Source organism: Pseudomonas sp. Irchel 3H3, from assembly GCF_900187635.1.
Classification (GTDB): Bacteria; Pseudomonadota; Gammaproteobacteria; order Pseudomonadales; family Pseudomonadaceae; genus Aquipseudomonas.
This window is the reverse complement of the sequence record NZ_FYEC01000049.1, coordinates 1-23,200: the sequence shown is the minus strand read 5'-3', so window position 1 is coordinate 23,200 and position 23,200 is coordinate 1. Positions and strand designations below refer to the sequence as shown.

General features: G+C 62.0%; 18 protein-coding genes. 17 read left to right on the top strand and 1 reads right to left on the bottom strand.

Annotated elements, in window-relative coordinates; genetic code table 11:
* Positions 1 to 475: 475 nt before the first annotated feature.
* The 15 genes from yaaA (at position 476) to CKW24_RS27160 (ending at position 20,092) form a co-directional block, all read left to right on the top strand.
* Positions 476 to 1,255, top strand: coding sequence for a peroxide stress protein YaaA (gene yaaA, locus CKW24_RS27230; protein ID WP_095171941.1), 780 nt, complete (start codon positions 476 to 478; stop codon positions 1,253 to 1,255).
* Positions 1,256 to 2,065: 810 nt separating this feature from the next.
* Positions 2,066 to 3,382, top strand: coding sequence for a nucleotide sugar dehydrogenase (locus CKW24_RS27225; RefSeq protein WP_095171940.1), 1,317 nt, complete (start codon positions 2,066 to 2,068; stop codon positions 3,380 to 3,382).
* 127 nt (positions 3,383 to 3,509) lie between these two features.
* On the top strand, positions 3,510 to 4,991 hold the full coding sequence (alg8, locus tag CKW24_RS27220) for a mannuronan synthase (protein ID WP_095171938.1): 1,482 nt from the start codon (positions 3,510 to 3,512) through the stop codon (positions 4,989 to 4,991).
* A 35-nt stretch (positions 4,992 to 5,026) separates the two neighbouring features.
* On the top strand, positions 5,027 to 6,196 hold the full coding sequence (locus CKW24_RS27215) for an alginate biosynthesis protein Alg44 (RefSeq protein WP_095171936.1): 1,170 nt from the start codon (positions 5,027 to 5,029) through the stop codon (positions 6,194 to 6,196).
* 165 nt (positions 6,197 to 6,361) lie between these two features.
* Positions 6,362 to 7,747: an alginate biosynthesis TPR repeat lipoprotein AlgK gene (algK, locus tag CKW24_RS27210; RefSeq protein WP_095171935.1), complete on the top strand. Its 1,386-nt coding sequence runs from the start codon at positions 6,362 to 6,364 to the stop codon at positions 7,745 to 7,747.
* The gene (locus CKW24_RS27205) at positions 7,744 to 9,231 is read left to right on the top strand and encodes an alginate export family protein (RefSeq protein WP_095171933.1); all 1,488 of its coding nucleotides are present in this window, start codon (positions 7,744 to 7,746) and stop codon (positions 9,229 to 9,231) included. Before algK ends, CKW24_RS27205 begins: the two co-directional genes overlap by 4 nt.
* On the top strand, positions 9,231 to 10,838 hold the full coding sequence (gene algG, locus CKW24_RS27200) for a mannuronan 5-epimerase AlgG (protein ID WP_371917613.1): 1,608 nt from the start codon (positions 9,231 to 9,233) through the stop codon (positions 10,836 to 10,838). Before CKW24_RS27205 ends, algG begins: the two co-directional genes overlap by 1 nt.
* Positions 10,839 to 10,849: 11 nt before the next feature.
* Positions 10,850 to 12,298 carry an alginate O-acetyltransferase gene (locus tag CKW24_RS27195; protein ID WP_095171929.1) on the top strand — a complete coding sequence of 483 codons (1,449 nt, stop codon included), beginning with the start codon at positions 10,850 to 10,852 and terminating at the stop codon, positions 12,296 to 12,298.
* An 8-nt stretch (positions 12,299 to 12,306) separates the two neighbouring features.
* Positions 12,307 to 13,428 carry a mannuronate-specific alginate lyase gene (locus CKW24_RS27190; RefSeq protein WP_095171927.1) on the top strand — a complete coding sequence of 374 codons (1,122 nt, stop codon included), beginning with the start codon at positions 12,307 to 12,309 and terminating at the stop codon, positions 13,426 to 13,428.
* A gap of 193 nt (positions 13,429 to 13,621) precedes the next feature.
* Positions 13,622 to 15,100: an MBOAT family protein gene (locus tag CKW24_RS27185; protein ID WP_095171926.1), complete on the top strand. Its 1,479-nt coding sequence runs from the start codon at positions 13,622 to 13,624 to the stop codon at positions 15,098 to 15,100.
* Positions 15,101 to 15,111: 11 nt separating this feature from the next.
* Entirely contained in the window at positions 15,112 to 16,287 is a 1,176-nt protein-coding gene (locus CKW24_RS27180; protein ID WP_095171924.1) for an alginate O-acetyltransferase, read from the top strand.
* A gap of 14 nt (positions 16,288 to 16,301) precedes the next feature.
* Complete coding sequence (locus CKW24_RS27175) at positions 16,302 to 16,955, top strand: alginate O-acetyltransferase AlgF (protein ID WP_095171922.1); 654 nt, start codon at positions 16,302 to 16,304, stop codon at positions 16,953 to 16,955.
* Positions 16,956 to 17,164: 209 nt separating this feature from the next.
* The gene (locus CKW24_RS27170; RefSeq protein WP_095171920.1) at positions 17,165 to 18,616 is read left to right on the top strand and encodes a mannose-1-phosphate guanylyltransferase/mannose-6-phosphate isomerase; all 1,452 of its coding nucleotides are present in this window, start codon (positions 17,165 to 17,167) and stop codon (positions 18,614 to 18,616) included.
* A 151-nt stretch (positions 18,617 to 18,767) separates the two neighbouring features.
* Positions 18,768 to 19,232 carry a multidrug transporter gene (locus CKW24_RS27165; RefSeq protein ID WP_095171918.1) on the top strand — a complete coding sequence of 155 codons (465 nt, stop codon included), beginning with the start codon at positions 18,768 to 18,770 and terminating at the stop codon, positions 19,230 to 19,232.
* Between the two features lie 35 nt (positions 19,233 to 19,267).
* On the top strand, positions 19,268 to 20,092 hold the full coding sequence (locus CKW24_RS27160) for an SDR family oxidoreductase (protein ID WP_095171916.1): 825 nt from the start codon (positions 19,268 to 19,270) through the stop codon (positions 20,090 to 20,092).
* A 94-nt stretch (positions 20,093 to 20,186) separates the two neighbouring features.
* On the opposite strand, the gene CKW24_RS27155 is transcribed toward CKW24_RS27160, so the two are convergent.
* A complete protein-coding gene (locus CKW24_RS27155) occupies positions 20,187 to 21,068 on the bottom strand; it encodes a LysR family transcriptional regulator (RefSeq protein ID WP_095171915.1) in 882 nt (293 codons plus the stop codon).
* Positions 21,069 to 21,178: 110 nt separating this feature from the next.
* Here CKW24_RS27155 and CKW24_RS27150 point away from each other — a divergent pair, with 110 nt between their 5' ends.
* Both CKW24_RS27150 and CKW24_RS27145 read left to right on the top strand, forming a co-directional pair.
* Complete coding sequence (locus tag CKW24_RS27150) at positions 21,179 to 22,414, top strand: MFS transporter (protein ID WP_095171913.1); 1,236 nt, start codon at positions 21,179 to 21,181, stop codon at positions 22,412 to 22,414.
* The gene (locus CKW24_RS27145; protein WP_095171911.1) at positions 22,414 to 22,809 is read left to right on the top strand and encodes a DUF4440 domain-containing protein; all 396 of its coding nucleotides are present in this window, start codon (positions 22,414 to 22,416) and stop codon (positions 22,807 to 22,809) included. The genes CKW24_RS27150 and CKW24_RS27145 overlap by 1 nt, the downstream gene beginning before the upstream one ends.
* Positions 22,810 to 23,200 lie beyond the last annotated feature (391 nt).

Below are 23,200 nucleotides of genomic sequence, written 5' to 3'. Positions count from 1 at the left end.
CGATATTGATTTGGGGGGTAAACCGGCAGGACGCCGGTTTAGCCGCACTGGGCCAGGGAAGGCCCATTGCGGCGGCCCCCCAAATCAATGTCGGAGTACGGGCATGCCGAGCCTAAGCGAGGCACCGAGTGGTGGGGTAAAAGCGTTTTGCTTACTTTTGCGCTGTTCAAAAGTGAGCCGCCGTCAGGCGGAACCATAGGAGGCCGTTACCGAAGAAATGGATATGTACTCGGTCTAATCCAACACCCCAGAGGCCCAGAGGTACAACGTCGCACCACAGTTGTGTAGATACCTATGCCGCGACTGGCGCGACGCGGTATGCGGTATGCGGTATGTGCGCAAAATCCGCTTATCGTTCATCACGAGCAAGCTTTGCTCCTACCACACGCACACCGCCCGGCACCTATCGTCCTGATAGCTGGAGTCAAACCGCCCAACCCCCTAGAATCCCCGCACGATTAAAGGAGACGACTTCATGCTGATGGTGATTTCCCCCGCCAAGACCCTCGATTACCAAACACCGCCGGCCACCCAGCGCTTCACCCAGCCGCAATACCTCGATCATTCCCAGGAACTGATCCAGCAGTTGCGCGAGTTGAGCCCGGCACAGATCAGCGAACTGATGCACGTTTCCGACAAGATCGGCGGCCTCAATGCCGCGCGCTTTGGCAGCTGGACCCCGGCGTTCACCCCGCAGAACGCCAAGCAGGCGCTGCTGGCCTTCAAGGGCGACGTCTACACCGGAATGAATGCCCAGACTTTCAGCGAAGCCGATTTCGACTATGCCCAGCAACACCTGCGCATGCTCTCGGGCCTGTACGGCCTGTTGCGCCCGCTGGACTTGATGCAGCCCTACCGCCTGGAGATGGGCACCAAGCTGGCCAACGCCCGGGGCAAGGACCTCTACGCGTTCTGGGGCACGCAGATCAGTGAATGGTTGAATGAGGCCCTGGCCGAGCAAGACGACGATGTGCTGCTCAACCTGGCCTCCAACGAATACTTCTCGGCGGTCAAGCGCAGCGCCCTGAATGCCCGGATCATCAATACCGAGTTCAAGGACCTGAAGAACGGCCAGTACAAGATCATCAGTTTCTACGCGAAAAAGGCCCGCGGCATGATGAGCCGCTTCGTCATCCAGGAACGCATCAACGACCCCGCCGACCTCAAGCAGTTCGACCAGCAGGGTTACCGCTACAGCGCCGAGCAGTCGAAACCCGACAGCCTGGTGTTCCTGCGCGACCACGCCGAGGACTGACGCACCCTCCTGGCGCACGGCCCGACCAGCGGTACGTGCGCCCCGCTCCCCTTTCTCCTCTCTGCACGTCATCACGCCATTCTTATGGCGCCAAAAAACCACCACCCCATTGCGCTAACTTTAATTTCACTCGACAGGGGTGATTTTTTTCACTAGTGGCACCGTTTTTTTAACCCGGTAGTGGCATAAAACTATCCCCGTCAATTAACTCCCCATTAATAAAGGGCCAAACGGCAAGTGCTATCAATATGAGAGCAGTGCCATCTTTGCCAATATTTCAAGAAATTTCAGAGTGGGGGATGAACGGCCATGAACTATCTGAAAATACGCCGCTCATACCACCGGTAACGATTCTCCATGTCGCTGTAGGAGATAACTTACGCCAAGTGCCAAGCCACTCACCAAGTTGTCACATTGAACTTGGCAGGCTGCACCATTAAACCGGGATAACAGTGAACGACAGGAGACCCCTCACCTCACTATTGCCCAAAGGCCAAGGCTGCGCCCCCCATAATCGTGCTCAATGCGGGCACCTAAGTGGTTGAGGTTACTGGCATTTTGCCGAACCTCAGGATCACCCGGCAGTTGCACCACGGCGCCCCAAAGGACGCCCGGCTGCATATCAGGGCGAGCCAACACAATCAGGCCAAGTTACGCACAACTTGAGTGCACTTATTTAGACACTCGCCACTGAGCATGCCAATAGAAGGAAGTGCGGTGTTCGCCTGCCGAACTTCCGCGTTAATTACGACCGCTGAACACTATTAACTTCGGCCATTTAATGGCGTGATAAACACAGAGGTAAATGCGATGCGCATCAGCATATTTGGTTTGGGTTACGTCGGTGCAGTCTGTGCCGGTTGCCTGTCTGCACGAGGCCATGACGTCGTCGGCGTCGATGTCGCCAAAGACAAGATCGATATGATCAATGCCGGTCGTTCGCCGATCGTTGAACCGGGCCTGGGCGAGCTACTCGCACAAGGCATCCAGACCGGTCGCCTGCGGGGTACCACCAACTTCGCCGAGGCCATTCGCGACACCGACCTGTCGATGATCTGCGTCGGTACGCCCAGCAAGAAAAACGGCGACCTGGAACTCAACTACATCGAGGCGGTATGCCGCGAGATTGGTTTTGTCCTGCGTGACAAGACCACCCGCCACACCATCGTGGTGCGCAGCACCGTATTGCCGGGCACCGTGGCCAACGTGGTGATCCCGATCCTCGAAGACTGCTCGGGCAAGAAAGCCGGGGTCGACTTCGGCGTTGCGGTCAATCCTGAGTTCCTGCGTGAAAGCACGGCGATCAAGGACTACGACCAGCCGCCGATGACCGTGATCGGCGAATTCGACACCGCCTCGGGCGACGTTCTGCAATCGCTGTACGAAGAACTCGACGCGCCGATCATCCGCAAGGACATCGCCGTGGCCGAGATGATCAAGTACACCTGCAACGTCTGGCACGCCACCAAAGTGACCTTCGCCAATGAAATCGGCAACATCGCCAAGGCCGTCGGCGTCGATGGCCGCGATGTGATGGACGTGGTCTGCCAGGACAAGACCCTCAACCTGTCCCAGTACTACATGCGCCCGGGCTTCGCCTTCGGCGGTTCCTGCCTGCCCAAGGACGTGCGCGCCCTGACCTACCGCGCCAGCTCCCTGGATGTCGAGGCGCCGCTGCTCAACTCGTTGATGCGCAGTAACGAGTCACAGGTGCAGAACGCCTTCGACATCGTCGAAAGCCACGACAAACGCAAGATCGCCCTGCTCGGCCTGAGCTTCAAGGCGGGCACCGACGACCTGCGCGAAAGCCCGCTGGTAGACCTGGCAGAAATGCTCATCGGCAAGGGCTACGACCTGAGCATCTACGACAGCAATGTCGAGTACGCCCGGGTTCACGGCGCCAACCGCGACTACATCGAGTCGAAGATCCCCCACGTCTCGTCCCTGCTCAACTCGGACTTCGACTCGGTGATCGACAACTGCGACGTGATCATCCTCGGCAACCGTGACGAGAAGTTCCGCGCCCTGGCCCAGGACGCGCCCCACGGCAAACAGGTCATCGACCTGGTGGGCTTCATGTCCAAGGCCACCAGCGTCAGCGGCCGCACCGAAGGCATCTGCTGGTAAGGCGCCGACACCTGGATCACCTGTAGGTGCATGGCTTGCCGGCGATGACGGACTCACATTCGCCATCGCCAGCAAGCTGTGCTCCTACCGGGCCCCGGAGCTTGCCACTGACTTTAGGATTGCGATTATGCACAGGCTAAAACACGGCCTACTCCAGGCCGCCGGTTGGCTGTTGTTTTTATGTTTGTTGATGGGCCTGGCCTTGCTGTTGCCCACGTCCACCTTTGACGCCGAGTCCAAGGACTTTATTTTCCTGATTGGCGCCGTGGGTATCTGGCGCTATTCGATGGGTGCCACGCACTTTCTGCGCGGCATGCTGTTTCTCTACGTGGTCTACCCGCACCTGCGGCGCAAAGTGCGCAAGCTGGGCAGCGCGGCGGACCCGTCCCATGTATTTCTGATGGTCACCAGTTTTCGTATCGACGCGTTGACCACCGCCCAGGTGTACAGCTCGGTGATCCGCGAAGCCATCGAGTGCGGCTTCCCGACCACCCTGGTCTGCTCGATCGTGGAAATGTCCGATGAGCTGCTGGTGAAAAGCCTGTGGGCAAAAATGAACCCGCCGGCTCACGTCAAACTCGACTTCGTGCGCATCCCTGGCACCGGCAAGCGTGACGGCCTGGCCTACGGTTTTCGCGCCATCTCCCGCCACCTGCCGGACAACCGCGCCGTGGTCGCCGTGATCGATGGCGACACCGTGCTCGCCGAAGGTGTCGTGCGCAAGACCGTGCCGTGGTTCCAACTGTTCGAGAACGTCGGCGGCCTGACCACCAACGAATTCTGCGAAGTGCGCGGCGGCTACATCATGAGCGAATGGCACAAGCTGCGTTTCGCCCAGCGCCACATCAACATGTGCTCGATGGCCCTGTCCAAACGCGTGCTGACCATGACCGGGCGCATGTCGGTGTTCCGCGCCACCGTGGTCACCAACCCGGACTTCATCGCCGATGTCGAAAGCGACTCGCTGCAACACTGGCGCCTGGGCCGCTTCAAGTTCCTCACCGGTGACGACAAATCCAGCTGGTTCAGCCTGATGCGCCTGGGCTACGACACTTTCTACGTGCCGGATGCCGCGATCAACACCGTGGAGCACCCGCCGGAGAAGAGCTTCATCAAGGCCAGTCGCAAGCTGATGTTCCGCTGGTACGGCAACAACCTGCGGCAGAACTCCCGGGCCCTGGGCCTGGGGATGAAACGCCTGGGCCTGTTCACCTCAGTGGTGCTGTTCGACCAGCGCGTGTCGATGTGGACCTCACTGCTGGGCCTGACCGTGGCGATCATCGCCAGCTTCAAGTACGGCACCGCCTTCATCCTGGTGTACCTGCTGTGGATCGGCATCACCCGGCTGCTCCTGACCCTGTTGCTGTCCTGCTCCGGACACCGGATCGGCCCGGCCTACCCGGTGATTCTCTATTACAACCAGATCGTTGGCGCGCTGGTGAAGATCTACGTGTTCTTCCGCCTCGATCAACAGTCCTGGACTCGCCAGCCCACTTCCCTGACCCGTGACCTGGCCAGCTTTCAACGTTGGTTCAACACCTGGTCGTCTCGGACCATGACCTTCTCCGCCGGCAGCATTTTTGTCGCCGCGCTGTTGCTGATGGTCTGACCCGCCTTGCCTGAATTAACTAGGAAATCGCCCCTATGAATACCGCCGTGAACGTCAACGTAGTGCATGAATCCGAAGCCCAACGCCAACACGCCCGAGTCAAGATCCCGGCCAAGCTGCGCTTCTTCGGCCCGGACCGCACGCCCGTGGAGGCGCGCCTGATCGACCTGTCGGCCGGTGGCCTGAGCTTCAATGGTGGGCAGATCCCGTTCAAGGTCGGTGAGGTGAAAAAGGGGCGGCTGCAGTTTCTGATCGACAACCTTGGCCTGGCCATGGACGTCGAGCTGATGGTCCGTTCGTTCGACCGCCAGACCGGTCGCGTCGGCTGCCAGTTCCAGAACCTGGAACCCCAGGACATCTCGACCTTGCGCCACCTGATCACCTCGCACCTGTCTGGCGATATCGTGACCATGGGCGACGTGCTGGCGACCCTGCAACGGGACAACTTCACCAAGGCGCGCAAGCTCAAGGACGGTGGCAGCGGCATGACCGCCTTCGGCCGCCTGCGGGCGGTGACCTTCAGCGCCGGGATCTTCGTCATTGGCCTGGCGGCGTTCGGCTTCATCCTCAAGTCGGTGTACGGCATGTACTTCGTCAGCCATGCCCAGGCGGGCCTGGTCAGCGTGCCGGGAATGAACGTCACCATGCCTCGCGATGGCACGGTGCAGAGCCTGGTGCAAACCGACGGCGTGGCCGCCAAGGGCGCGCCCCTGGCGACTTTCAGCACCAGCATGCTCGACGTACTCAAGGGCCATCTGGACGAAGACCAGTTGCAGCCGGCCAAGGTTGAGGAACTGTTCGGCAAGCAGATGACCGGCACCCTCACCTCCCCCTGCGACTGCACCGTGGCCCAGCAGATGGTTGCCGACAGCCAGTACGCCAGCAAGGGCGATGTGATCTTCCAGTTGGTGCCGCGCAACAGCCAGGCCAACGTCGAGGCGCGCTTCACCTATCGCCAGTTCGCCGACGTGCGCCCAGGCACCGCAGTGAACTTCCAGGTGGCCGGCGACGACGAGCTGCGCAGCGGCAAGATCGTCAGCAGCACCAGCCTCAACAGCGCCGACCTGTCCTCCGACATCCGCGTGCAGATCAAGCCTGACGCTCCCCTGGACAGCACCTTCGCCGGCCGCCCGGTGGAAGTCAGCAGCGACCGTGGTCCGTCCCTCAACTGGCTGATCGACAAAGCCATGGCTAAAGGTCTTTAAGCGGAGGACATGCCTGTGATCACGCCCCCATTCCAAAGAACACCGCAGCCTCTGTGGGAGCGAGCCATTGTGGGAGCGGGCTTGCCCGCGAAAGCAACGCCTCGGTCCGCCAGGCACACCCAACCGTGCCCATCGCGGGCAAGCCCGGCTCCCACAAAAGCCTATTTGCACAAGGGTTATGCGTTCTGCGCACTGGCCCTGGCCATCGGCCTCAGTGGCTGCGCCGGCCTGCCCGACCAGCGCCTGGCCAATGAAGCGCTGAAACGTGGCGACACCGCGCTGGCGCAGCAGAACTATCAGCAACTGGCCGAGTTGGGTTACAGCGAAGCCCAGGTTGGCCTCGCCGACCTGCAGGTGGAAACCCGTGACCCGGCGCAGATCAAGGCCGCCGAAGCCACTTACCGGGCTGCCGCCGAAATCTCGCCACGAGCCCAGGCGCGCCTGGGCCGCCTGCTGGTGGCCAAGCCGGGTTCCAGCGAAGCCGAGCAGCACGAAGCCGAAGGCTTGCTGAAAAAGGCCTTCGCCAATGGCGAGGGCAATACCCTGATCCCGCTGGCGATGCTGTACCTGCAGTATCCCCACAGTTTTCCCAACGTGAACGCGCAGCAGCAGATCAGCCAATGGCGCAGCGCCGGTTACCCGGAAGCCGGCCTGGCCCAGGTGCTGCTGTATCGCACCCAGGGCACCTACGACCAGCACCTGGATGACATCGAGAAAATCTGCAAAGTGGCGCTGAGCAGCACCGACATCTGCTACGTCGAATTGGCCACGGTCTATCAGAAACGTGCCCAACCCGAGCAACAGGCCGAACTGCTCAAGCAACTGCAGGCCGGCTTCAGCCGCGGCACCGTGTCGGCCCAGCGCATGGACAGCGTGGCACGGGTCCTGGCGGATGCCAGCCTCGGCACCCCGGACGAAAAAACCGCCCAGACCATGCTGGAGCAGATCGCCCCCGCCTACCCCGCCGCCTGGGTCAGCCTGGCCCAGTTGCTCTACGACTTCCCTGAACTGGGGGATGTCGACAAGCTGATGGAGTACCTGGAAAACGGCCGCGCGGCTGACCAGCCACGGGCCGAACTGCTGCTGGGCAAACTCTACTACGACGGCAAGTGGGTGCCGGCCGACGCCAAGCGGGCGCAATCCCACTTCCAGAAAGCCGTGGGCCGGGAAGTCGCCGCCGACTACTACCTCGGCCAGATCTACCGCCGGGGCTACCTGGGCCAGGTCTATTCGCAAAAAGCCCTGGAGCACCTGCTGACCGCTGCGCGCAACGGCCAGAACAGCGCCGACTTCGCCATCGCCCAGTTGTTCTCCCAAGGCAAGGGCACCCGGCCCAACCTGCTCAACGCCTATGTCTTCAGCCAACTGGCCAAGGCCCAGAACACCCCGCAAGCCACTGAGCTGGCACAGACACTCGAAGCCCAATTGCCGCCCGCGCAACTGGCCGAGGCGCAACGCCTGTTGCAACAAGAACAGGCAATCCGTGGCGCCGTAAGCCAGACCCCCTTGAACGTGCAGGCCCTGCAAGAAGATGGTGAGGAATCCCTATGAAGTTGAATCCCTTTGTAAAGGCTGGCATCGGCCTGAGCTTCGCCCTGCTGTGGTCCTGCCCGACCCTGGCCGCGATGACTGATACCAAGCACATGGGCCTGGACGTGAAGATCACCGGTCAATCCGAAGACGACCGCGACCTGGGCACCGCGCCTGGCGGCGACGTCAACGGCGTGGGCCTGGACCTGCGTCCGTGGGTCTATGGCGAAAGCGGCAACTGGAGCGCCTACGCCATGGGCCAGGCCGTGACCTCCACCGACATCATCGAGACCGACACCCTGCAGCAGTCCGATACCGAAGGCACCCAGGGCAGCAACGACGACGGTCGCAAGAGCAAGAAGAACTACCTGGCCATGCGCGAGTTCTGGGTCGCTTACGGCGGCCTCACCCCTTACCCCGGCGAGGTTCTCAAGTTCGGTCGCCAACGCCTGCGCAACGACGACGGACAATGGCGCGACACCAACATCGAAGCGTTGAACTGGACCTTCGACACCACCCTGTTGAAAGCCAACGTCGGGATCGCCGAACGCTTCAGCGAATACCGCACCGACCTCACCGAACTGGCCCCTCAGGACAAGGACCGCCTGCATGTGTTCGGCGATGTCGCAACGCAATGGACACCGGGGCAATGGGTCGGCCTGCGCGCCCATCACACCCATGATGACGGCAAGCTCGATTACCCGACACCGGGCGAGGCGAGCGACGCCAGCGACAAAAAACAGAATGGCGACCTGAGCTGGGTCGGCCTGGAAGCCAACAGCGACGCTTACAACTGGCGCAATACCAATACGGTCAATTACTGGGCCAGCGTCACCGGCATGTCCGGCGAGCGCGACACGGTCAACCCGCTCAACGCCGATGGCAGCCACCCGGCCGAGGCCAAACGCAGCGGCGATGTCGATGGCTGGGCCACCGACCTGGGGGTGCGCCTGCGCCTCGATCCGAAGTGGCAGGTCGGTGCCGCCTACGCCCGTTCCAGCGCCGACTACGAGCAGAACGGCCTGCAGAGCAACCGTTCCAACTACACCGGCACCCGCGCCCGAGTCCACCGTTTTGGCGAGGCTTTCCGTGGCGAAATGAACAACATGCAGAGCGCCACCCTGTTCGGTTCCTGGATGCTCCAGGACGACTACGACGCCAGCCTGGTCTACCACAAGTTCTGGCGCGTCGACGGCAACAAGCCGGTCGGCAGCAACGGCATCAATGCCGTGGACAACAACTACGACGACGTCACCGGCGCGCTGCTGTCGAGCACCTCGCTGCCGCTGGAAGACGGTAACAAGGACCTCGGCCAGGAAGTCGACCTGGTGGTCACCAAGTACTTCAAGCAAGGCTTGCTGCCGGCCAGCCTGAGCAAGTCGATCGACGAACCGGCGGCGCTGGTGCGCTTTCGTGGCGGTGTGTTCAAGCCCGGCGATGCCTACGGCAACCAGGTCGACTCGTACATGCACCGCGCGTTCGTCGACGTGATCTGGCGCTTCTGATGCGAGCCGCCAAGGGAGTGCCCCGGATGAACAACCCTGCGATCAACCTGTTGGCCGCCGCCCTGCTGCTGGCGGGCAACGCTGCGTTCGCCAGCGTCGAGCCTGGCGCGCCGGTGGGCAAAAGCCAGCCGGTGACCGTGGCCAAGGAGCTGCAACAGGCCAAGACCTACACCGTCAGCAGTGCGCCGACGGCGCCCCTGGAACTGGCGGCACCGACGCTGCCCGACCTGTCCGGCTACACCGCGCAAGAGGTGGAAGCCAAGATCGTGCGCAGCAAGGCCGGCAAGGTCAGCGTGCGGCGGATGATGCAGGAAAACGCATTGAAGGACTTCATCGGCGGCGACAACAAGATGGCCGAATGGGTGGTGCGCCAACACGGCATCCCCCAGGCGATCTTCATTGACGACGGTTACCTCAACCTCAAGGACCTGAGTAAAAAACTGCCCAAACAGTACTTCAGCGAAACCTCGCCCGGGGTGTTCCTGGCCCGCTTGCCGATCGTGGTCGGCGCCAAGGGCATCCTCGATATCGACAAGCAGACCCAAGAGTTGCGTTTGTCCGAGGAGGCCGGTTCGTTCCTGGTCAACGACGGCCAGCTGTTTGTGCGCGACAGCAAAATCACCGGCTGGCGCGAATCAACCAACGGCCCGGCGACCTTCCGCTCGCCCAAGGAATTCCGCCCGTTCCTGCTGGCCTGGGGCGGCACCCAGACCTACATCGTCAACAGCCAGATGGCCAGCTTCGGCTACGCCAACAGCAAGTCCTACGGGGTGAGTATTTCCCAGTACACGCCGAACATGGCCAAGGTGCTCAAGCGTTCGGAACCGAGCGGCTGGATCATCGACTCCGAATTCTCGGACATGTGGTACGGCTTCTACTGCTATGAAACCCGCGACTTCGTGGTCAAGGGCAACACCTACAAAGACAACATCGTCTACGGCATCGACCCCCATGACCGCTCCCACGGGCTGATCATTGCCGACAACACCGTGCATGGCACCAAGAAGAAGCACGGCATCATCATTTCCCGGGAAGTCAACGACAGCTTCATCTTCAACAACCGCAGCTACGACAACAAACTGTCGGGGCTGGTGATCGACCGTAACAGCGTCAACAACCTGGTGGCCTACAACGAGATCTACCGCAACCACACCGACGGCATCACCCTCTATGAGAGTGGCGACAACCTGCTGTGGGGCAACAAGGTGATCAGCAACCGGCGCCACGGCATTCGCATTCGTAACAGCGTGAACATCCGCCTCTACGAAAACATCGCCATGGCCAACGGCCTGACCGGGGTCTACGGCCACATCAAGGACCTTTCCGACACCGACCGCGACATCAAGCTCGACCCGTTCGACGCCCAGGTGTCGCTGATCGTGGTCGGCGGTGAGCTGGCCGCCAACGGCAGCGGACCGCTGTCCATCGACTCGCCGCTGAGCGTCGAGCTGTACCGGGTGTCGATGCTTGCCCCGACCAAATCCAGTGGCATCAGCTTCTCGGGGATCCTCGGCGAACGCCAGGACGAAATCCTCGACCTGCTGGTGCGCCAGCAAAAAGCCGTGCTGATCGACCCCGTCGAACGCCAGACCGAAATGCGCGACTGAGGATGACATTCATGAAACCCCACTTGATCAAACTGCTCAGCCTCACCGGCCTGGCCGCCGCCCTGTTCAGCGTCAGTGACGCGGCCAGCGCCGATGCGGCCAAGGCACCGAACTTCAGTGCCGAGCCGTGCTGCAACCTGTGCCCCGAAGCCCATGACGCGAAAAACTACACCACGCGCTACCAGCAGAACTTCACCACCCTGGTGCAAGCCCAGGGCGACTGGCTGTTCCGTACCCAGGAAGACCTGCGCACCGAATTCACCACCACGCCGGCAGGCTTTCGTCGCCTCAAGCAACTGCGCGAAGCCTTCAAGAGTAAGGGCATTGAACTGGTGGTGGTCTACCAGCCGACCCGTGGCCTGGTGAACCGCAACAAGCTCAACCCACAAGAGAAGGCCGCGTTCGATTACGACAAGGCGCTGAAAAACTACCAGGGCATGCTCGCGCGTTTTGCCGAGATGGGCTACGTGGTGCCGGACCTCTCACCGCTGACCAACGAAGCGCTGCCCGAGACCCTGCCCGCGCATGATTTCTACTTCCGCGGTGACCAGCACTGGACCCCTTATGGCGCCCAGCGCACGGCGAAAATCGTCGCCGAGAAGGTCAAGCACCTGCCCGAATTCGCCGACATTCCCAAGCGTGAATTCGAGACCAAAAAGTCTGGGCGCATGGGCAAGACCGGCACCCTGCACAACATGGCCGGGCAACTGTGCGGCACCAGCTACGCCATCCAGTACATGGACCAGTTCACCACCGAGCCCAAGGGCGAGGCGGCGGACGGTGACCTCTTCAGCGATGCCGGCAACCCACAGATCACCCTGGTCGGCACCAGCCACAGCGGCAAGAACTACAACTTCGCCGGTTTCCTGGAAGAGGCCATCGGCGCCGACATCCTCAACGTTGCCTTCCCCGGCGGTGGCCTGGAAGGTTCGATGCTGCAGTACCTGGGCAGCGAGGAGTTCCAGAAAACCCCGCCGAAGATCCTCATCTGGGAGTTCTCGCCGCTGTATCGCCTGGACCAGGAAACCATCTACCGCCAGATGATGGCCCTGCTCGATAACGGCTGCGAAGGCAAGGACGCGCTCCTGAGCAGCAACTCGACCCTCAAGCCGGGCAAGAACGAGTTGATGGTCAACAGCAAGAACATGGACCTGCGCAACAGCAGCCATCAGATCGACATCCGCTTCGCCGACCCTTCGGTGAAAACCCTGCAAGCCACCCTCTGGTACATGAACGGTCGCCACGAGGACATCAAGATCGACAAACCGGAAACCTCCGACACCGACGGTCGTTTCGCCTTTGAACTGCGCACCGACGAAGACTGGGCCACGCAGAACCTGCTGGCCGTTGAAGTCCAGGGCCCGCAAGCGGGTGCTGCGCCACAGAAAGTCGAAGCGAAAATCTGCAAACGCAACGTATTCCCGAGCGCTGGGCAACGTACCGCCCAGGTCGGGCAATGAGGTCTGCCATGCACAACCGAAAACTGCACAGCCGTTTGGCGCCCGCCCTGCTCAGCCTGGCGCTGTTCGCCGGCGCCACGCAGGCCGCCGCGCCGCTGCGTCCGCCCCAGGGCTATCTGGCCCCGGTGGAGAAATTCAAGACTGGCGACAGCAAGAGCAATTGCGACGCCACGCCAACGCCCTACACCGGCGCGCTGCAATTTCGCAGCAAATACGAAGGCTCCGACAAGGCTCGCTCGACCCTCAACGTGCAATCGGAAAAAGCCTTTCGCGACGCCACCGCCGACATCACTCGCATCGAACGGGGCACCAGCAAACAGGTGATGCAGTTCATGCGCGACGGTCGTGCGCAACAGCTCGAATGCACGCTCAACCAGTTGAGCGCCTGGGCCAGCGCCGATGCCTTGATGTCCAAGGACTTCAACCACACCGGCAAGTCGATGCGCAAATGGGCGCTGGGCAGCATGGCCTCGGCCTACATCCGCCTGAAGTTCTCCAGCTCCCAGCCGCTGGCGACTCACCAACAGCAAGCGCAACAGATCGAGGCCTGGTTCAGCCGAATGGCCGACCAGGTCGTCAGCGACTGGGACAACCTGCCGCTGGAAAAAACCAACAACCACTCGTACTGGGCCGCCTGGTCGGTGATGGCCACTGCCGTCGCGACCAACCGCCGCGACCTGTTCGACTGGTCCGTCAAGGAATTCAAGGTCGCTGCCAACCAGGTCGACGCCGAAGGTTTCCTGCCCAACGAACTCAAGCGCCAGCAGCGGGCACTGGCCTACCACAACTACGCCTTGCCGCCGCTGGCGATGATCGCCAGCTTCGCCCAGGTCAACGGTGTCGACCTGCGCCAGGAAAACCAGGGCGCGCTCAAGCGCCTGGGCGACCGGGTACTCGCCGGGGTCAAGGACCCGGACGAGTTCGAGGACAAGAACGGCCAGGAGCAGGACATGACCGACCTTAAAGTCGACTCGAAATTCGCCTGGCTCGAACCCTACTGCTCGCTCTACACCTGCACGCCGGATGTGCTGGAGAAGAAGCGCGAGATGCAACCGTTCAAGACCTTCCGCCTGGGGGGTGACCTGACCAGGGTCTACGACCCGAGCCATGAGAAGGGCAAAGGCTCTTAAGACCAACACGAAACCTTGTGGGAGCGGGCTTGCCCGCGATAGCGGTGGATCAGTCGACAACATTGGTGATGTGTCAGACCGATATCGCGGGCAAGCCCGCTCCCACAGTGAAGATGTATGCCCTCCAAATTTCGACGGGGGGTTTGGGGGGGCCGTTGGCCCTTGAATGTGAGTTCAACTAGGAGAGATCGGGATGGTATTTTCATCCAACGTGTTCCTGTTTTTGTTCTTGCCGATCTTCCTCGGCTTGTACTACCTGAGCGGGCAACGCTATCGCAACCTGCTGCTGTTGATCGCCAGCTACGTGTTCTATGCCTGGTGGCGAGTGGACTTCCTCGCGCTGTTCGCCGCCGTCACGCTGTGGAACTACTGGATCGGCCTCAAGGTCGGTGCCGCCGGCGTGCGCACCAAGCCGGCCCAACGCTGGCTGCTGCTGGGCGTGGGCGTGGACCTGTGCATCCTCGGCTACTTCAAGTACGCCAACTTCGGCGTCGACAGCATCAACGCCATGATGACCTCGGTAGGGCTTGAGCCATTCATCCTGACCCACGTGCTGTTGCCGATCGGGATCTCGTTCTACATCTTCGAGTCCATCAGCTACATCATCGACGTCTACCGTGGCGACACTCCGGCGACCCGCAACCTGATCGACTTCGCGGCGTTCGTGGCGATCTTCCCGCACCTGATCGCCGGTCCCGTGCTGCGTTTTCGCGACCTCGCCGACCAGTTCAACCACCGCACCCACACCCTCGATAAGTTCTCCGAGGGCTGCACGCGGTTCATGCAGGGTTTCATCAAGAAAGTGTTCATCGCCGACACCCTGGCGGTGGTCGCCGACCATTGTTTCGCCCTGCAGAACCCAACCACCGGCGACGCCTGGCTCGGGGCCCTGGCGTACACCGCGCAGCTGTACTTCGACTTCTCCGGCTACAGCGACATGGCCATCGGCCTGGGCTTGATGATGGGTTTCCGCTTCATGGAAAACTTCAAGCAACCGTACATCAGCCAGTCGATCACCGAGTTCTGGCGGCGCTGGCACATCAGCCTGTCGACCTGGCTGCGCGACTACCTGTACATCACCCTGGGCGGCAATCGCAAAGGCACCCTGACCACCTACCGCAACCTGTTCCTGACCATGTTGCTCGGTGGCCTGTGGCATGGCGCCAACATCACCTACATCGTCTGGGGGGCCTGGCACGGCATGTGGCTGGCGATCGAGAAAGCCATCGGTCTCAACACCTCGCCACACAGCTTCAACCCGATCCGCTGGGCCCTGACTTTCCTGCTGGTGGTGATGGGCTGGGTGATCTTCCGCGCAGAAAACCTGCATGTCGCCGGGCGGATGTACGGCGCCATGTTCAGCTTCAGCGACTGGTCGCTGTCGGAACTCAACCGCGCCAGCCTCACCGGCCTGCAAGTGGCAACCCTGGTGGTGGCCTACGCGACTCTGGCGTTCTTTGGCCTGCGGGACTTCTACCGCAACCGCCCTGCCGCCCCCCAAGGCCAAGCCGCCAACCCAGCACCCGGCGCCGATGCCCTGGTGCTGGCCAGTGGCGCGGTCGCGGTATGGCCACGCTACGCAATGCGCGCCCTGGTGCTGCTGCTGTTCCTCGCCTCCATCCTGAAACTCTCGGCGCAAAGCTTTTCGCCGTTCCTTTACTTCCAGTTCTGAGGGATCTGACCATGACCCGCTCATTACGCGTGTTCTACATCGCCCTGTTCCTGGTGACCTTGATGGTCCTGGGCCTGTGGTCGGTACGCAGCTTCTTCGGCTTCAGCACCAACGCCGAGGCGACCGTGCTCAACGGTCGCTGGAGCAAGGCCGTGGAAACCCACTACGACGAGCAGTTCCCGATCAAGCGCCTGGGCACCAACCTGTGGGCCGCGCTGGACTTCAAGCTGTTCAACGAAGGCCGTCCGGGCGTGGTGCTCGGCCGCGACCAGTGGTTGTACAGCGATGAAGAGTTCAACCCGATCGTCAACGAAGAGCTGAACCTGCAAGGCAACTACGCGCTGGTCGAGGGCGTGCGCCAGACCCTCGAGGCGCGCGGCGTGCAACTGGTGATGGCGGTGGTGCCAGCCAAGGTTCGCCTGTACCCGGAACACCTGGGCGAGGTCAAGCCGGCGAGCATCCACGCCAACCTCTACCAGGACTTCCACCAGCGCCTGGCCGCCGACCGAATTCCGGCCCCGGACCTGCTCGGCCCGCTGCAAGCGGCCAAGCAGAAGGGCCAGCAAGTGTTCCTGCGCACCGACACCCACTGGACCCCGGAAGGCGCCGAGATCGCCGCCAACCGTCTGGCTAAAACCATTGCCGACAAGTACCCGCTGAGTGGCGAGCCTCAGCGCTTCGTCACTGAACCTGCGGAGAAAATCACCCACAAGGGCGACCTGCGTCTGTTCCTGCCGCTGGACCCGCTGTTCGAAAACCTGATGCCGGCGCAAGAGTCGCTGCAAAAGCGCAACACCGTGGCAGCTGTCGACCAACCTGCCGGTGACGACGCGCTGTTCGCCAACAGCGAAGTGCCGGTGGCCCTGATCGGCACCAGCTACAGCGCCAACCCCAGCTGGAATTTTGTCGGTGCGCTCAAGCAAGCGCTGAACAGCGACGTGGTGAGTTACGCCGAGGACGGCCACGGGCCGATCCTGCCGATGCTCAGCTACCTGAAAAGTGACGACTTCAAGAACAGCCCGCCCCAGGTGCTGATCTGGGAGTTTCCTGAACGTTATCTGCCCGTGAACAACGAAATCGGCGACGCCGACCCGCAGTGGGTCGCGGAACTCAAACAAGCCGGTGCGCGCCAACAGAACGTAGCCGCAAACACTCAATCCGAGACGCCCGACCGGGCGCAAAACTGAAAGAGGTAACTCCCATGACTTGCACTTCCAATCCTCGTCGTCTCGCCAAGACCTTCGCCCTCGTTGCCGGCATGAGCATGCTGTCGATGTCGGCGTTCGCCGGCGATGCCGCCCTCTACGGTCCCGTCGCACCAAAGGGCTCGAGCTTCGTGCGCATCTACAACGCCAGCAACGCCGAAGTCAGCGCGACGGTCGGCAGCACCAACCTGAGCGAAGTCGCACCGTTGGCCAGCAGTGACTTCAGCTTCATGCCCGGCGGCGACTACAGCGCCAAGGTCGGCAGCCAGACCCTGCCGGTGAAGCTGGCCGCCGATCACTATTACACCCTGGTCAACAACGCCAGTGGCCAGCCGCAACTGATCGAAGAACCGCCGTTCAAGAACAAGCAGAAGTCCCTGGTACGGGTGCAGAACCTCACCGACAAGCCCCTGACCCTGAAGACTGCCGATGGCAAGACCGAAGTGGTCAAGACCGTCGCCGCCAAGGGTCGTGGCGAGCGCGAGATCAATCCGGTGAAAGTCAGCCTGGCGCTGTACGACGGCGAGAAAAAAGTCGGCGACCTCAAGCCCGTCGCCCTGGAACGCGGTGAAGCCGCGGTGCTGTACGTCACCGGCAACGGCAGCAGCCTGTCGCCCGTCTGGGTGAAACGCCCGGTGTCGACGCGCTGATGAATTCGTCCGATTGACCCATTTCCCTGTGGGAGCGGGCTTGCCCGCGATGCAGGCGACTCGGTGAAGCAGATGCACCGGGTTGATGCCATCGCTGGCAAGCCAGCTCCCACAGGGACCGAGGTGTCAGTTGGGACACGGAACAAGAACAAGAGTGAAACGATACAGCGTTCGTAGCTCTATCCAAACGATTTTCGAGGAGTAACACCATGATTCCAGTGATCTTGTCAGGTGGTAGCGGTTCACGTCTCTGGCCGCTTTCGCGTAAACAGTTCCCCAAGCAGTTCCTCGCCCTGACCGGTGAACACACGCTGTTCCAGCAGACCCTCGAGCGCCTGGTGTTCGATGGCATGGACACACCGATCGTGGTCTGCAACAAGGACCACCGTTTCATCGTCAACGAGCAACTGAGCAACCGCAAGCTGGAGGCCCAGCGCATCCTCATGGAGCCCTTCGGGCGCAACACCGCACCGGCCGTGGCGCTGACCGCGATGATGCTGCTCAACGAAGGTCGCGACGAGTTGATGCTGGTGCTGCCGGCCGACCACGTGCTCGAAGACCAGAAAGCCCTGCAACGCGCCCTGGCCCTGGCCACCGTGGCCGCCGAGCGCGGTGAGATGGTGCTGTTCGGCGTGCCGGCCACTAAACCTGAAACCGGCTATGGCTACATCAAGTCCTGCAACGATGCGCTGCTGCCCGAAGGCGTCAGCCGGGTTTCGCACTTCGTCGAAAAACCCGACGTCAAGCGCGCCACCGAGTTCGTCCAGGCCGGGGGCTACTTCTGGAACAGCGGCATGTTCCTGTTCCGCGCCAGTCGTTTCCTCGAAGAGCTGAAAAAGCACGACCCGGACATCTACGACACCTGCCTGCTGACCCTTGAACGCAGTGAGCAGGATGCCGACACCCTGACCCTCGACGAAGCCACCTTCGCCTGCTGCCCGGACAACTCCATCGACTACGCGGTGATGGAAAAAACCCAGCGCGCCTGCGTGGTGCCGCTGACCGCCGGCTGGAGCGATGTCGGGTGCTGGTCGTCGTTGTGGGACGTGCACGAGAAAGACAGCAACGGCAACGTCAGCAAGGGCGACGTGGTGATCCAGGACAGCCGCAACTGCATGATCCACGGCAACGGCAAACTGGTGTCGGTGATCGGCCTGGACAACATCGTCGTGGTCGAGACCAAGGACGCCATGATGATCGCCCACAAGGACAAGGTCCAAGGCGTCAAGCAGATGGTCAACACCCTCAACGAACAGGGCCGCAGCGAAACCCAGAACCACTGCGAGGTCTACCGGCCCTGGGGCTCCTACGATTCGGTGGACATGGGCGGGCGTTTCCAGGTCAAGCACATCTCGGTCAAGCCGGGCGCCTGCCTGTCGCTGCAGATGCACCATCACCGCGCCGAACACTGGATCGTGGTCAGCGGCACCGCCGAGGTGACCTGCGATGAAAACGTGTTCCTGTTGACCGAGAACCAGTCGACCTACATTCCGATCGCCTCGGTGCATCGCCTGCGCAACCCGGGCAAGATCGCGCTGGAGATCATCGAGGTGCAATCGGGCAGCTACCTGGGCGAGGACGATATCGAGCGGTTCGAGGATATCTACGGACGCTCCACCCCACTTGAGCGTGGGGTGTCGGTGAAAACTATCGCGCAGTAATCACGGGCAACAAACCAGCCTCCGTCCAGCCGACTGCGTCCCCTATCCGCAGTGGGTTGGGCGGGGGCTTTTTTGCATCCCCAGCCAGCCTGGTCGCCAACCTCCCCTACGCTTAGGTAGGATGCTGTTTCCCGCTTGCGAGGTTTGCTCCATGTTCATCGGCGTTCTGTTGGTCATCACCTGGTTGATTCTGTTGTTGCGTTATCCGGCCAAGGCCTTGCCGGTGTCATTGGCGGCGGCGCTTGGATTGGGCTTGGTGGCTATCTGGGTGGTATGGCTGGACAACCGCGAGGTCAAGCAACTGGCACGCCTGGAGTTGCGCATCAGCTACGCCCCCGAGCAGTGCCCGGCGGACCGGCCGTTGCTGCTGAAAATGAACAACGGCAACAACGTGCCGCTGACCGAATTGCGGTGGCGGATCGGCGCCTATGCACCGGGCGATACGGTCAACCTGGCGGACAATCAATACGCCGCACCGCGCTACCGCGGCCCAGGTGAATTGCAGGCTGGGGCCAACTGGCAAGACTGCCTGCCGATGCCGCCGCTGCGCCCTGGCTATCGTCCACAAACGCTGGAGTTTCGTGCCGAGCGTTTACAAGGTAGCTTCTCCGACTGAATCCCCTTCTCTGCTGATTGCACAAGGATCGCGCCATGCCCATCGCGTTAATCACCGGTTGTTCCAGTGGCATCGGCCGCGCCCTGGCCGATGTGTTCAAACAGGCCGGTTACCAAGTCTGGGCCACTGCGCGCAAGGCTGAGGATGTGACGGCACTGGCCGCCGTCGGTTTCACCGCCGTGCAGTTGGACGTCAACGATGGCCCGGCACTCGAGCAACTGAGCGAACAGATCAACCAGCAGCATGGCGGCCTGGATGTATTGATCAACAATGCCGGCTATGGCGCCATGGGGCCGTTGCTCGATGGCGGGGTGCCGGCCATGCAGCGCCAGTTCGAAACCAACGTGTTCGCCCTGGTCGGCGTCACCCGTGCGCTGTTCCCGCTGTTGCGCCACAACAAGGGCCTGGTGGTGAATATCGGCAGCGTGTCCGGGGTGCTGGTCACCCCGTTTGCCGGCGCCTACTGCGCCTCCAAGGCCGCGGTACATGCCTTGAGCGACGCGCTGCGCATGGAGCTGGCACCGTTCGGCATTCGGGTGCTGGAAGTGCAGCCGGGGGCGATTGCTTCCAGCTTTGCGAAAAATGCCGGGGCTGAGGCCGAACAGTTGCTCAACCAACAGTCACCCTGGTGGCCGCTGCGCGAAGGCATTCGGGCGCGGGCCAAGGCGTCTCAGGACAAGCCGACCGCCGCCAGCGAGTTCGCCGCCGACCTGCTCAAGGCCGTGCAGCAAGACCGACCACCGCGCCTGCTGCGCCTGGGCAACGGCAGCCGCGCCCTGCCACTGCTGGCTGGGTTGCTGCCCAAAGGCTTGCTGGAGTCGGTGTTGATGAAGCGGTTTGGCTTGCGCGGGCAGCTCTGAAGCTCGAAAAGCATCGCGGGCAAGCCCGCTCCCACAGGAGAGGTGTCGGAGCAGGGCTTGCCCGCGATGGCGTCCGAACAGGTACCCGCCAACCTCAGCTCCAATCCTTCATGAAATCAATAAACGCCCGCACTTTCAGCGGCAGGTGCCGGGTGTCCGGGTACAAGGCATACACCCCCTGCAGGGCAAACCGGTGATCGGGCAACAAGCGTTGCAATCGACCCTGCTGCAGATCCTCGGCAACCAGCCATTCAGGCAAAATCGCCACCCCCTGCCCGGTCAGGGCAAATGCCCGCAGGGTGGCCGAGTTGTCGGCGATGATCGCGGTTTTCCCAGGCAGCGGTTGATAGACATGCTCAGTGCCTGCGGGGTCCGTGACCGTCAACTCGGGCACCCGGCCATGCCCCAGGGTCGGCAGTGCCTCCAGCTCGGCCAGGCGGGTCACTGGCCCGTGGCGATCGAGCAGCGTGCGCGTCGCCACCGGGTAAATCTCGAAGGTCGACAACTGCACGGCGCGCAGGTTGGAGTCGTGCATACGTCCCAGACGAATCGCCACGTCAAACCGTTCGGAAATCAGGTCGGCATGGGTCGAGGACGTCGACAAGTGAATGTTCAACTGCGGATGCTCCTGGCGAAACACCTCCAGCGCGCCCACCACCTGGGCCAGGGCAAATTCCAGGGTGGTGGTGATTCGCAGCGTGCCCTTGAGCTGGGTGTGCTCGGAGCGCGCCTCCTCGATCGCCAGGCGCGCTTCATCCAGGGTGCGCAGGCAGCGCAGATAAAAACGCTCACCGGCATCGGTCAGCGCCAGTTGCCGGGTGCTGCGGGTCAGTAGAGTTACCCCCAACTCGGCTTCCAGACGCTTGAGATTGAAGCTGACCACCGCCCGGGTCTGCCCCAGCAGATCGGCCGCTGCGGTCAATGAGCCGGCCTCGACGACGGCCTTGAAGGTATCAAAACGGTCCAGGCTGACCATGGTGAGGGCATTCCTTGTCAAAATAATTTTGACAAACTAGCAGGCAAACCAGTGTTTCTCTAGCACTTGCAGCGCACTACCCTGCCCGTCTCTTTGACCGGGAAGTCGTCATGGCCTATCGCTGGAAAGTCGCATTGGTGTATCTGCTGGGGTTTGCCCTCGACCTGATGAACATGTTCGTCGCCAGCATTGCCTACCCCGACATCGCGCAGCAATTGCACGCCTCGGTGACCCAACTGGCGTGGATCAGCAACGCCTACATGCTCGGCCTGACCTTGATCATTCCATTGAGTGTGTGGCTGGCGGCGCGGTTCGGCGAGCGGCGGTTGATCCTCGCTTCACTGCTGCTGTTCGGCGGCGCCTCACTGCTGGTGGCCGGTGCCGACTCGATTGAAGCGCTGATCGGCTGGCGACTGCTGCAAGGGCTCAGCGGAGGCCTGTTGATCCCCCTCGGCCAGGCCTTGGCGTTTCGCCAATTCCCGGCGCAACAACGGGCCCAACTGACCACCTGGGTAATGTCGGTAGCGTTGCTGGTCCCCGCGTTGTCACCGGCCGCGGGTGGGCTGATCGTGCAAGCGCTGTCGTGGCGCTGGGTGTTCTACCTCAATCTGCCACTGACCCTGCTGGCCCTGGTGCTCGCGACTTGCTGGTTGCAGGCCGATCCGCCGCGCGTCGTGCAGCGCGCCGAGGATGGCGCGGGCACACTCTCGGCCTTGCTTGACCTGCAGTTGTTGCACAGCCCGTCCTTGCGGCTGGCCATGTGGGTCTACCTGTTGATCCCCGGCGTGTTCATCGGCACCAGCCTGATTGCCGTGTTGTACCTGCACCAACAGGGTTGGGGTAACGCGCAGATCGGCGCCCTGATGCTGCCTTGGGCGCTGGGCTCGGCACTGGCGATTGCCGTCGGCAAACGGGGTTTCAACCGCTGGGGCCCCAAGCCGTTGCTGGTGGTCGGCGCCCTCCTGCAAAGCCTGGGCATTGGCCTGCTGGTGCTGATCGAGCAACCGCAAGGCTGGCTGCCGGTGCTGGCCTATGCCTTGATGGGCCTGGGTGGCAGCCTGTGCAGCAGTTGCGCGCAGACCCTGGCCTTTATCGACATTCTTCCCGCGCGCATGAACCACGCCAGCGCCCTGTGGAACATCAATCGGCAGCTGAGTTTCTGCCTCGGCGGCGCCGTGCTGAGTGGCTTGCTCAGCGTCCTCGGCCCGCACTCGGCACATGCCTTCGAACGCTGTTTCCTGGCTGCCGCACTGCTCTCGCTGGTACCGCTGTGGGCCGTATTGCGCTTTGATTCATCGGGCGTGAAAGCGCTCGTCACCGCCCACCCACTCCTGGAAAAAACCTGATGAACGACTATCGCGATTATTTTACTGAAGTCACCCAGACCCTCGCCGACATTGAACAATGGTTCGCCGGCACGCCCGACCGGGGGGTACTGGAGCGCTTGCTGGCGCGCTTCTCCCCACAGTTCTCGATGATTGCCCCCAATGGCAACAGCCTGGACATTGGCGCCTTGCAGCAACTGTTCGAAACCCTGGGCGGTGCGCGTCCGGGGCTGCGCATCGACTTGAGCGACATGCGCGGGCTCGACCAGCATGCCCAAGGCGCGACCCTCAGCTACCGCGAGTTGCAGTCGGATACCAGCGGCGTCCTCAACGATCGCCGGGCCACGGTGGTGATCGAGAAACTGCCGTCAGGCCAACTGCGATGGCGGCATTTGCACGAAACCTTCTGCCAATGACGAGGTGCCTGTAGCAGCTGTGGAGCCTGCGATATCCATAGGTATCTACCCAACTTTGTAGCGGCCTGTGGCGAGGGAGGAGCTTGCTACCGTGGCGGCCTCTGGGCTTCTGGCGTGTTGGATTAGGCGGGGTACATATCCATTTCTGCGGTAACGGCCACCTATGGTTCCGCTTTTACAGCGGCTCACTTTTGGAGGAGCCCAAAAGTAAGCAAAAGGCTCTTGCCCCACCACTCGGCACCTCGCTTGGGCTCGGTGTTCCCTCACTCCGGCTTGAATCCGTGGGCCGCCGCCACGCGCCATCCATGGCGCGGGGCGGCTAACCCGGCGTCCTGCCGGGTTACCCACGGCTTCAAGCCTGCGTTCGGCCAGCGTGGTTAACGGGGCGCCC